The sequence below is a fragment of the Acinetobacter pseudolwoffii genome (assembly GCF_002803605.1).
GTDB lineage: Bacteria > Pseudomonadota > Gammaproteobacteria > Pseudomonadales > Moraxellaceae > Acinetobacter > Acinetobacter pseudolwoffii.
This window is the reverse complement of record NZ_PHRG01000017.1, coordinates 1-11,144: the sequence shown is the minus strand read 5'-3', so window position 1 is coordinate 11,144 and position 11,144 is coordinate 1. Positions and strand designations below refer to the sequence as shown.

Here is an 11,144-nt window from a genome sequence, read left to right as displayed (position 1 = left end):
CTTTCTTTTTCTCTATTTTAATAAAATATTAAAAAAAAAAAAACCGCCATTAATGGCGGTTTTTTTATTGAATGATTATTAAATTATTTCATCTTTTCAACGATTTGTTCAGCTTTCTTCAAATGTGCAGCAACCGCAGTACGGGTTTGCGTCAGCATATTCTTTAACTCTATATTTTTAGCATTTGGAATCAACTGCTTGTCGAGCATTGTCACCACTTTACGATGGACTTCAACTTGACTCATCATATAGTCCTTATCTGTTACGGATGACTGACTCAGTTTGGCCACCACCTTATCACTATCATTTTGCAATCCAGTACTGAGAGTGCTGGTTTGTGGCGTTAAATTTAAACGATTTGCCAAGGCTTGAGCTTTTTTCTCATTTGCTGAATGATCATTAATCATCATTTGGGCATACTTGCGGGCTTCATCTGTCTTCAGTTTAGGCAGGGCTGTTTTTGCCTGCTTAATCTCACCGTTGTTCGCTGTACTTAATACCTTAATCACCTGACTGTCAGTTAAAGTCACACGACTGTCATTCGACACTTGGGAATGCTGTTGAGCAGTATTCTTAGATTGTTGATTCATTGCCATAGTTTGGCCTGCAGCAAAAACCAATACACCACTGACTGCAGCACACTGAATCATCTTCTTCATTAAAATAGCTTTTATAATGGCATCCTTTTAAGGTTTTATTGATTAATTTTGCCTTTATAAAATAGGTGAATTAGATTAAAAACAGTGTAATGTTTGAGTTGTTTTTTTAAGCAATATATAAAGCGTTTATTAAGTTAAGCAAAGACTGTTAGTGATTAGTTTATTTATTTCAGGTCAGTAAAAAATGGACTTATTAAAATAATCAATATGCGAATGGCAAGTTTTATATATTTTGACCCAGATTTCAAAATATACCAATCACCTGTCGTTTTTTTATTTTCTAGACACATAAAAATAAAGTAACTTTTAATGCTTTGAATTAAAATACTTTTGTCATACTCACCCCCGCACTCCAATGACGCCCTTCTGCCGGTTCATAGAAACGACCATTACTTTCATTGACGATGACTGAACCCGAATAGTCTTTATCCAACAGATTGTCCACCCGTGCAAAAGTATTCACTGCCCAATCCTGCATTTTCCAGTGATAGCCAATATTTGCACCAGCGACTGTGTAGCTTGGTGCAGTATCAGAATTTAAGTCATTCACATAAATCTTGTCGGAGTAACGCACATCAAAGCCAGCCCTTAAGCCATTTTCAGGCTTCCAGCCCAGACTTAAAAATGCCTGATTTTTGGCAATCCCCGGAATATAGTTCCCCGATGCTACTCTAGATACTACAACCTCTCCTTCATCATTCCGAAGTTCAGGAATATCTGCATCAAAAGTGGCATCAATATAGCTATAGCTGGCTTGTGCTGTCAGATCTCGCCACAGGTTTTTGTTCCAGGAAAGTTCTACACCTTCTCTTAAGGTTTTATCTGCATTACGGAAGGTAGCGCGCCCACCCTCATTTCCCGCAGAAACAATATCATTTTCGGTTCTGGTCCGAAAGGCGGCTACGGTGAAATCCCCCCAAGCATTAGCAGATTTCAAACCCACTTCATAGCTTTCACTTTCTGCTGCTTTTAAACTCAAGCTGCGGTTTTCAGCAGTATTTGCCGGATAAGACATTTCGGTAAATGTGGGGGTTTCAAAACCTTGGGCATAACTGGCATAAGCCATCAATTCGGGTAAGGGCTGCCAGCTTAAAGCTAAAGAGGGCAATAACTTTTGATAATCGGTTTTACCGGAATTATCGCCATTGGACAGGAATTTATCTTTAGATTTAAAATGCACATTGCTATAACGCAAACCAGCATCGAATGTCCCGTTTGGCAAGAATGCATAGGATGCTTGTAAATAAGGATCAAGATTCCACAAGCGATTGTCTTCATCCCGGCGTAGTTCACCTTTTACCCCCAAGGTATCACCGACAAAGTTTTGGTAGCCTTTGCGCTCTTCGCTCATGGCATCCACGGCAATACCAGCAATCAGTTTAGTATTTGGAAAAATATCTTTACCTGTCCAGCGCAGGTCAGTGCCGTAGAAATGACGGTCAAAATCAATCACGCCACCGGCATGATTGACTCCACCTTGCGCTGTACGAGGAATCGACTGGTACTGGGTCACTGCCCGTTGTCCCCAATAGGCCATCCCGTAGAGTTCATGCTGATCATTGATCGGTTTATTCCAGGTTATCCCGGTTTGCAGCTGTTCAGTTTCCTTACGTGCATTATATAAAAGGACATTCTCAGCGACCTGTTTAGGATTGGCTTGCCACTGTTCGCGAGTTAAACCACCGGGATCATCCGCAGCTATTTTAACGTAATTATTAATCCAGTTAATTTTAGAGCCGTCCTCCAGATCCCAAGTCAGCTTGGCATTACTCAGAACTTTATGCGCACCGCTATGATCCCGAAAACCGTCAGTATCAAAATAGGATGAACTGATCATATAGCTCGGCTCATTGGCATTTTCTGAACCGCCCTGCAAAACCAGCTTGGTCTGACCTTTATGTTGACTGCCGGCAGAATGACCCAGTTCGATCGAATCAGCACCTTGCCCTTCCCGTGTGGTGGTTAAAATTGTCCCTCCGGAAGAATTACCATATAGCGATGAAAATGCACCGCCTAAAACTTCAATATGCTCCAGACTGTTCAAGTCAATATTCGAGGTTTGCCCCTGCCCATCCGGCATGGTCGCCGGAATTCCATCGACATATAAACGCACGCCGCGTACCCCAAAACTGGAACGGGCACCAAAGCCACGCATTGAAATTTGCAAATCTTGGGCATAGTTTTCACGATTATTGAGCTGTAGCCCTGGAACACCCTTTAAGGTTTCCGAAAGATTCACATTCAGGCTGTTCTGTTGTTCCTGATTGAGATAATACACTGAAGCGGGTGTGCTTAAACGCTCCCGGTCAGTACGGGTCGCCTGCACAATAATCGGTGCAAGTTTTTGTACTTCTGTTACCGCATTTTCGGCATAAAGCATCTGAGTCAGACAAGCGATTAGACAGGATAATGCGATTTTTATAGGAAAATATTGAAGTCGATGCTGCATAATTTTTGGTTCCTGTTTTTCGATATGACTCAGAAAAATCTATATACTGCTGGAGCAAATCAGGTTATTTATTCTTTAAACCGGATTGATCTACAATGATCTACAAACTCTGGTTCTAGTTATCAAAATACAGAGATAAATATTTTTAAACCTCTTGATCGAGTGAGTTTATTCAGCACAGTAATTTATAAAAGTCTTTCCTCGAGTTATTCAAAATTATGCCCCTTAATTATTTGTTTAATATTTTATAGGGTTATCAGGGCACTTATAAGCTCATAAAACAAATCAACATCATTTCTATACAAGCTTAACTGCTGTATTTTCTGAAGCAGAATCCATCATCAAAAATGATGCATCAGAGCTTATTGCAAAGTGTTAAAGACTATTTGTTCAAAGCTAAAATCATGCCGATAAAAACATTCGCTTTCATGTAAAGATTGAAGTGCTTTTATCCTAAAGTTGCTGAAAATGTATGAAGCCTTAAGTTACTTTTTTGCTCTGGGAGTTAATTTTCATTTAGATGGATAGATACTCCAGCCGAGATGAGGATGAAGAGAGTGACAGCAGTATTAGCCGCTTGTAAAAATATCCAAACAAGGATTATGCAAATTTTTCAGGCCATATATGGCGTAAAGAATTTTAGTTGTTGATGCTATTTTATGTAATTTAAGTAGTAGGAATCGGGGCGATTAAGACAATTTGAGCGATGAAATGACGCGTGAACAAGCCATTTCATGCAGTCATTCTTGTCCAAAATCTGGGCGTTGGCATTCATTGCTTGTATAAGGCAGAACGTTGTAGCTGATGGCAAATACTAGTATTTACCCTAATACGCATTCTTGTAAAGATGCAACTGCCAAGCGACTGAAACCTGACAAGAAAATAATAAATATATTGCTACAGCCAAATAACCAAGTCTTACAAATCCGGTCTTGATGCAGGCTTGGTTTATGGCTTATTTAATGGGTAAGTATCAGCAAGATAAGAACATTTCCATGCTGCAAGATCAATTAGTAAAATTTCCCGATGCTTTATGGGTGCAAATCTATAAGGACAAAATGCAGTTGATGAATGTCGATGGCACGATTACGCATACGTTACTGCCCGAGGTGCCTTATGCCCATCCACGGAGTATCATCGCGGACTTTGATGCAGCTGCGGTGACACTAAAGCAGCTTTTACCGACCTCTATGATGCAGAAATTATTTAGCTCTATTGCGCTGCTACAAATTATGGACTTGCCTGAAGATGGTTTGACTGAACTTGAAAAACGAGCTTTGCTAGAACTTAGTTATGAAAGTAGTGTGCAGAATGTCATTCTGTTTGACCATGCAGGCAATGCCCTGACCAAGGCCAAACTTCCGCCACAACATCGAACGACCATTATTAAAATTTTACTGGTGATCATTATTATGGTGGTAATTGCATCGACCTGGTTTTTGACGCTTTAAATAATATTAGATACAAAAACCCCGCCGAGGCGGGGTTTGTTATTAAGATTTGAATTTTTAAATTTGATTATATTTTATTAGATCATCCAACGCCAAATTAGCAGCTGTTGTATTTTCAAGGATAATCAAATCAGTTTTTGCATAGGTAATATCAGTTGCAGAGCCATCACGATCAATTGTGACTACGGTATCATCACCTCGTTGTTCAAGAGTGACATAATTACTCAAGGTACTAGCACTAACGTCTTGATCTTGTAACAATGCTGAAATGTCGATTTGATCACCTTCATCAATGTTAAAATCAGTCCAGATATCTGTACCATTTCCGCCAGTTGCATCTGTTTCTGCACCTTCAAGTACATTATAAATAACAGTATCTGCTACGCCTACATGGCTTGAATAACTATCATCATAACGGCTACCTGTAATTGAAGCGCCTATTCCAATATTCAGGTTCGCAGTATCAGATAAACCGCTCACATCATTTACAGTATAAGTAAAACTCTCTGTTTGACCAATACTGTTGCCATCTTGCGTTGTGTAAGTGTATTTACCACTTGCTTCAATATTTAATATTCCATAAGTACCAGTAATATTTACAGAATTCTGATTTTGCAGCAAAACATCATTCTGGTAGATATGCCCATTTTCAAAGTGATATATCTCTGCGCCTTGTTGAATGGTGAAAGTCGCTATATTAGAAATGATATCATCTTCCAGTAAATTACCCTCTTCACTATATATACCCTCTATAGTTGTAAAGTCATTTAATGAAGTTTCAATCACTGAAAGTGTCGTTTCAACTGTGAACTCCCCATTATTTGAGGCAAGCAAAGTTTGAGTTAGTCCTCTATCTGTTGTTAAATTTATGACATTAATCGCAAGAGTATAAGTGCCAGCTTGCAAATTAGGGAGTTCAACAGATGCTTCATAAGTATCTGTACCCAATCCTCCATCAACAACCGTCAAATCACCATTCAGTCCCGTAACAGAATTACCATCAGCATCTAAAACTTGGTAAGTTGCAATTACTTGCCCCCATGTGTCATCTACCAACCCCAGTCCTAATGCACCATCATTTAACTTAGCAACAATATTTAATCTACCATTTGCTATTGTGTTTTCGCTGACTGTGAACTCATTTGAGCTAGTATAAGTATTGCTCATCGTAGCAGTATAGGTAGTAACCGGGATGGGCCCTCCTGATGTTTCACTTGTAACATTTCTTAAGGTTAGCGTTGCAGCTGTCTCAGGAGTTTCTATTTTTGACAATAATCCACTTATCGAATTAGTTTGGGCAATTGATACGGTTGTATCATCATCAAGTGCATTTACAGTAATCACACCATCAGCTTGAAGATCATTTTCATTCCAAACAATCGTTGCACCTTCTGCATCAGTACGGATGTTAAGATAGGCTTGCGAAGTATTACCAGCTGCATCAGCTACTGTATACGTGAATGTATCAACTTTAGCTACATCCTTGGCATCACCATTACTTACATAACGGTATGACCCATCTGCTTGCATGTAAAGAATACCGTGACTGCCTGCAATTGCTGTCTCTCCTATGTTTGCGATTGGCGTATTGACTGCATATGTCGTTTCAGCAGAAATGACTTCTGTCACCCTCATACCATCACCGATATCTGCTATATCCGTACCCGCTCCACCCGCTAATACATTACCTATAGCATCTGCTGTCGAATATTGGGTTGAATCATTAATAGTGATTCTACTTGCACTGAGAAGATTGAGATCAACAACTCCCTCCAATAATGAATTGAGAAATCCATCAACAGATGTAGAAGAGAAACCAATAGTGTAGTTGCCTTCTGGAATATTAGTAAACTCTACATTATTTGCTACCAATCGTGTGGTTAGTACCCATGGTTCTAGTTTTAAACCATTTTGTACCCTTGAAACAATTTCACCTGTATCTATATTAATTAATAAAAGATTTGCATAAGTTACCAAACCAATTGATACATCAACACCAGTAGTGCCACTTACATCAATAGAAATATCTTGGGTAGTATCTCCAATCACTGTAAATCTAAAGCCATTAGTAGCTATATTTACATCAACTACCCCCGATAACACATCGGTACTAAGCAATCCAAATGTATAACCATTTACGCCATTTAAGTTACCTTCCAAAACGCTATCTAGTACATTCACATTATTTAAATCATCATTGGCAAATAGAACCGCCTCAACCACTAAACTTTCTGTAAGTGTACTTTTATTACCTGCGACATCAAGAGCTTGCACAGTAACGTTATAACTACCATCAGCTAATTCTGGAAGCTGGCCATCGGCAAGTGTCCATGTACCATCACCATTATTTACTGCTGCATAATTAATGCCATCTACAGTCACAACAATTGTTGCTGTAGGATCGTCAATTGTCCCTTGTAAAATTGGCGTACTATCACCTGTTGTATTTGTCACAAGAGTTACTATTGGAGCTTGGGCATCAACGCTTGTACTTACGGTTTGAGAAGAATTACCCGCTAGATCAATGGTTACGGCATTCAGTATTGTTCCACTTGTTAAGCCTGGATTTGGGATTGACCATAAACCATCTCCCCCTGCTACTGCCCTGCCAATTTCATTACCACTCTCAGTAGTTACAATCACTGTTGAGCCAGCTTCTGCAGTACCAGTAATATTATTAACATTATTTATTGGATTAACTATAGGCGCATCAGGTGCATAACGATCCAAAATATTAATAGTTAAAGTTGCAGTATCAGTTACCCCATCTTCATTTAACACTGAATAAGTAAATACTTCTGATTTTCCGATAGATTTAAGCTCACCATTTCCAACATAAGCATATGATCCATCAGCATAAATTGTTAAAACACCATACTCTCCGTTAATACTTACACCGTCTGCAGTCACCTCTTGCGCTGCGCTGCCTCCAAATTGGATTTTAGTAACTGTTGCTGAAGTACTGCTGTCATCATTGTCTAAGACATTATCCCCTACAGTATTTTTTTCAAATGTCGTTGAAGTCACCTGAGTAGTAATACTAGTTTCTTGCAATAAAGTCAGGGTATTTGAAAGCAGCGCAGTTGCAGTTGCATCAATAATAGTATTGAGTAAACCTGTCACACTAAAGCCAAGTAAGGAAATAGCATTAGCATTACTGAGTAGACTCTTGTTTAATGCACTAACAAGCTCATCAGCAGGTAATCCATTTACTAACTGAAGAACCGGTGGTAAGACAATATCTGTTACCAAACCTGCAATCGCACCACCACCTAAGGCATTACTGACAGCTTCAAGAATAATTTCCTGGTTATCTGCACCTAGCAATACACCTGCATCCCCCAGCTCTTGCAAAGAAATACCACCACCATCAGTATCAAGTAAATTCGTTAATACACTTGCATTATTACTCACTACAACACGGTAAGTTCCTGCTGGTAAATCAGATACTGTTGCAGTTAAAGTATTATTATTTCCTGCAATTCCTAATATCCCCAACCCTGCCACATCACCAACTAATTGAGAGTTTGGGGTTACTGCTGAATACACAATATTCCCATTTCCATCTAAAACATCAACACGATAAGCATCAGCTACTGCAAGTAAGGATGTTTGTGAAATAGAAATCGCGAGACTATTGATTGAACCTGACAGTACTACCTCTGTTCCCGCATCTATACCCCCAGTAGACTCAAGCAAATTAATCACTTGAACATTTTCGTCGACAACCTCAGGATTGGTGATCGAAATCTCATTACCCATATCCAGATTAATATCGTCATCATAAGCAAAGCTCACAGCTGGGACGATGATTGGATCATTGATTGCATCCAGACGATCTTGCAAACCATCTTTGGCCGCACTATCCGGTAAGGCGGTAACTGCGTCTTGAGCTGCATTTTTAGCCTCTGCGGCAGCATCTGCCGCATCCTGAATTTGCTGTCGCTCTTCAGGCGTGATCAGACCATCTTTTTGTAGTTCAGCAAGTAAGTTTTCTGCTGCTTGCTGGGCTGTTTCCGCTTCCGTTACCAACTCAGCTGCAGCTTCTGCAGCTGTATCCGCATCATCAATCCCATTGCCATTGCTATCGGTCACTTCAGGTACAGTGATCGGCTCAAGTGCATCAAGGCGCTCCTGGAAGTCGGCCTTGCCTGCATCTTCAGGCACTGCATTGACTTTGATTTGAGCGGCATCTTTGGCAGCCTGCGCTGCATCAATCGCATCCTGAACGGTTTGCTGCTCTTCCGGTGTGATTAAGCCATTCCCGTCAGTGTCAGCATTGCTCAGTGCAGTTTCTGCTGCTTCATACAGGTTTTCTGCATTTTGTACCGCGTCTTCTGCATCAGCTACTGCTGCTGCGATATCATCCACAACCCCATTACCGTCAGCATCATTGACTGCTGGTACTGTGATTGGATCATTGATTGCATCCAGACGATCTTGCAAACCATCTTTGGCCGCACTATCCGGTAAGGCGGTAACTGCGTCTTGAGCTGCATTTTTAGCCTCTGCGGCAGCATCTGCCGCATCCTGAATTTGCTGTCGCTCTTCAGGCGTGATCAGACCATCTTTTTGTAGTTCAGCAAGTAAGTTTTCTGCTGCTTGCTGGGCTGTTTCCGCTTCCGTTACCAACTCAGCTGCAGCTTCTGCAGCTGTATCCGCATCATCAATCCCATTGCCATTGCTATCGGTCACTTCAGGTACAGTGATCGGCTCAAGTGCATCAAGGCGCTCCTGGAAGTCGGCCTTGCCTGCATCTTCAGGCACTGCATTGACTTTGATTTGAGCGGCATCTTTGGCAGCCTGCGCTGCATCAATCGCATCCTGAACGGTTTGCTGCTCTTCCGGTGTGATTAAGCCATTCCCGTCAGTGTCAGCATTGCTCAGTGCAGTTTCTGCTGCTTCATACAGGTTTTCTGCATTTTGTACCGCGTCTTCTGCATCAGCTACTGCTGCTGCGATATCATCCACAACCCCATTACCGTCAGCATCATTGACTGCTGGTACTGTGATTGGATCATTGATTGCATCCAGACGATCTTGCAAACCATCTTTGGCCGCACTATCCGGTAAGGCGGTAACTGCGTCTTGAGCTGCATTTTTAGCCTCTGCGGCAGCATCTGCCGCATCCTGAATTTGCTGTCGCTCTTCAGGCGTGATCAGACCATCTTTTTGTAGTTCAGCAAGTAAGCCTTCTGCTACTTGCTGAGCTGTTTCCGCTTCCGTTACTAATTTTTCTGCAGCATCCGTATCTATGTTACCTAAGTCAACAATATACTTTGTAGGATCGGATTCATTATTTGCCGCATCAGTGGCAGTAACTTGGATTTCATCATTATCTTTCAGTGGATTGCTCAAGATAACCTTAAAATTACCATCTGCATCTGTTTGACCAGTACCAATTACATTGCCATTACGATCTTTGATTGTAATGATTGAATTCGGTTCAGCTTTACCTGTTACCTCCAAGCCATTTTGACTTACATCTATAGCTGTTGGTGCATCTGGTGCTGTTGTATCTTTACTATTTTTACTACCAGAATCATCTTGTACTGCTGCAATCGCTCCTCCGAGACCTGCGGCAAGCCCTGCTCCAATTAACCAAGGTGAAAGAGCAGCACCTGCTACGGACTCACCAGCTATTAGAGCTGCCTCATTTAAAGGAATATAATTTACACTGTCTAAAACAGCACCTGTAGCATCCGTAAATTGTGCCCAGATCAATTCGCCTTCATTTTCAAAAAGAATTTGGCTGGTTTCAATTGGATAATTAAAATAATTTTCAATCGTTATAATTTCACCATTTTTAAGGGTGATAACTGCAGCATCCCCCTGACGGACAATACTTGCAACCTCTTCAGTATTTAGATTTATCTTAACAATAGAACTTTGATTAAGACTCACAACACTTTCACTAGTGTTTTGAATGATATTCCCACTCTCCACAGAGCGTATTTCAATATTAGCCATATTATATTTCCTACCCTTTATAATTTTTTAACGCCTAAAATCCAACAAAACTTACATAGCATTAAAAACAAGAGTTGAAAATTGCAAAAAATATAGCATTAAAAACTTCGTTCAAATTAATAAACCTATTTTGGATTTATAGATTTTAAAATAAAATACAATGTTGATTTTTAATAATTTAAATTTTATAAACCATAATAATTTTAAGTGATAATTTGTGACTAATATCACATAAATTAAAAATAAAATGATAATAATCACGTAAAATCTATTTTAGTTATATTTTTGTTAACAGTGTTAACTTATATTTCCATAGGTAACAAATTATTAAAATAATTACCGTATTGTTATAACTAAATTATCTATAATTTTTATATATATTTTTAAATTTTATGTTTATATATTTATTTTATTCATAGATTAATAGTATTATTTAATTATCTAGCCTCATTTTGGTTTGGCTAGATAACCTAGTTAAAAATATTTAAAAGAAAATAAATTTAAATTAATTAACCCGAATCGCGGATAAGAAATTGACTTGAAAAATAAGAGGACTAGAGCCATCAGTTGAGTTACCACACCAAACTCACAACTCTCGTCCTGATGTTCAATAGT

4 protein-coding genes are annotated in these 11,144 nt (G+C 39.6%); 1 reads left to right on the top strand and 3 read right to left on the bottom strand.

Going from position 1 to position 11,144, the window contains the following annotated elements; translation table 11 throughout:
* Positions 1–83: 83 nt before the first annotated feature.
* Both CWI32_RS14550 and CWI32_RS14545 read right to left on the bottom strand, forming a co-directional pair.
* Positions 84–674: a DUF4142 domain-containing protein gene (locus tag CWI32_RS14550; protein ID WP_005169595.1), complete on the bottom strand. Its 591-nt coding sequence runs from the start codon at positions 672–674 to the stop codon at positions 84–86.
* Positions 675–978: 304 nt separating this feature from the next.
* Positions 979–3,108, bottom strand: a complete 2,130-nt coding sequence (locus CWI32_RS14545) for a TonB-dependent receptor (RefSeq protein ID WP_100535615.1) — start codon at positions 3,106–3,108, stop codon at positions 979–981.
* A 950-nt stretch (positions 3,109–4,058) separates the two neighbouring features.
* On the opposite strand from CWI32_RS14545, the gene CWI32_RS14540 reads away from it, so the two are divergent.
* A complete protein-coding gene (locus tag CWI32_RS14540; protein WP_252146120.1) occupies positions 4,059–4,559 on the top strand; it encodes a hypothetical protein in 501 nt (166 codons plus the stop codon).
* Positions 4,560–4,616: 57 nt separating this feature from the next.
* Here the strand turns inward: CWI32_RS14540 and CWI32_RS14535 are convergent, their stop codons facing one another.
* On the bottom strand, positions 4,617–10,529 hold the full coding sequence (locus tag CWI32_RS14535; protein WP_100535613.1) for a GA-like domain-containing protein: 5,913 nt from the start codon (positions 10,527–10,529) through the stop codon (positions 4,617–4,619).
* Positions 10,530–11,144 lie beyond the last annotated feature (615 nt).

What these genes read in the sequence shown, in the direction of transcription:
- CWI32_RS14545 (WP_100535615.1), bottom strand. Translation starts at nt 3,108, where the DNA reads ATGCAGCATCGACTTCAATATTTTCCTATAAAAATCGCATTATCCTGT.
- CWI32_RS14540 (WP_252146120.1), top strand. Translation starts at nt 4,059, where the DNA reads ATGGCTTATTTAATGGGTAAGTATCAGCAAGATAAGAACATTTCCATG.
- CWI32_RS14535 (WP_100535613.1), bottom strand. Translation starts at nt 10,529, where the DNA reads ATGGCTAATATTGAAATACGCTCTGTGGAGAGTGGGAATATCATTCAA.